Genomic DNA, 610 nt, shown 5'->3' with positions numbered 1-610 from the left:
CGCGACCTTCGCTTCCAGGGCTTTGAGCCGTTTCTTCATCGTCTCGAGATCGTGCCGCTGCCACACTCCGCGCACGCCAGCCGGCGAGATCGAGTGGCCGCGCTTGCGCATCTCGTTGGCAAGGCGGATCTGGCCGAAGGCTGGCTGCTCCAGGGACAGCTCAACGATGACGGCCTCCACCTCCGGTGGAGTGCGGTTGGCCAGCAGCGGCTTACGGCGCGTCAGCTCCTGCAGGGCCATCTCGCCGCCGGTCTCATAGAGCTCCTTGAAGCGGTAGAAGCTGTCGCGGGAGTAGCCCATCATGTGGCAAGCTTGGCTGACGTTGCCGAGCTGCTTGGCCAGCTCCAAAAGGCCGACCTTAGCGCGGATGATCTTCTGCTCGTTGGTCATGACGATGTTCCTTGTGAACCCCGAGGCCGGGCGCTGCGCACCCCGACCACTCCGCGCCCGGCCTCGGCTCATGCCTCAGCCTAACGACACCGTCTGTCAGATTAAGTCCAAACTACTTCACTTGAGCACCCCGATCTCAATCTCGGCCATGTTCAAACCAGCTTGCGTGCTTGGGGGTGAAGTGGGCCTCCAGCCGCCTCAAGATGCGATGCGCGTCGGG

General features: G+C 63.3%; 1 protein-coding gene. It reads right to left on the bottom strand.

All coding sequences use genetic code 11. The features are described 5' to 3' along the window. Positions 1 to 390: helix-turn-helix domain-containing protein (locus C7G61_RS43085; RefSeq protein ID WP_145963846.1), on the bottom strand; the 390-nt coding region annotated here is incomplete at its 3' end. Positions 391 to 610 lie beyond the last annotated feature (220 nt).

Source organism: Bradyrhizobium algeriense (assembly GCF_003062295.1).
GTDB lineage: Bacteria > Pseudomonadota > Alphaproteobacteria > Rhizobiales > Xanthobacteraceae > Bradyrhizobium > Bradyrhizobium algeriense.
Note: the sequence above shows the minus strand (reverse complement) of the source record. Positions and strands in the feature narration are given on the sequence as shown.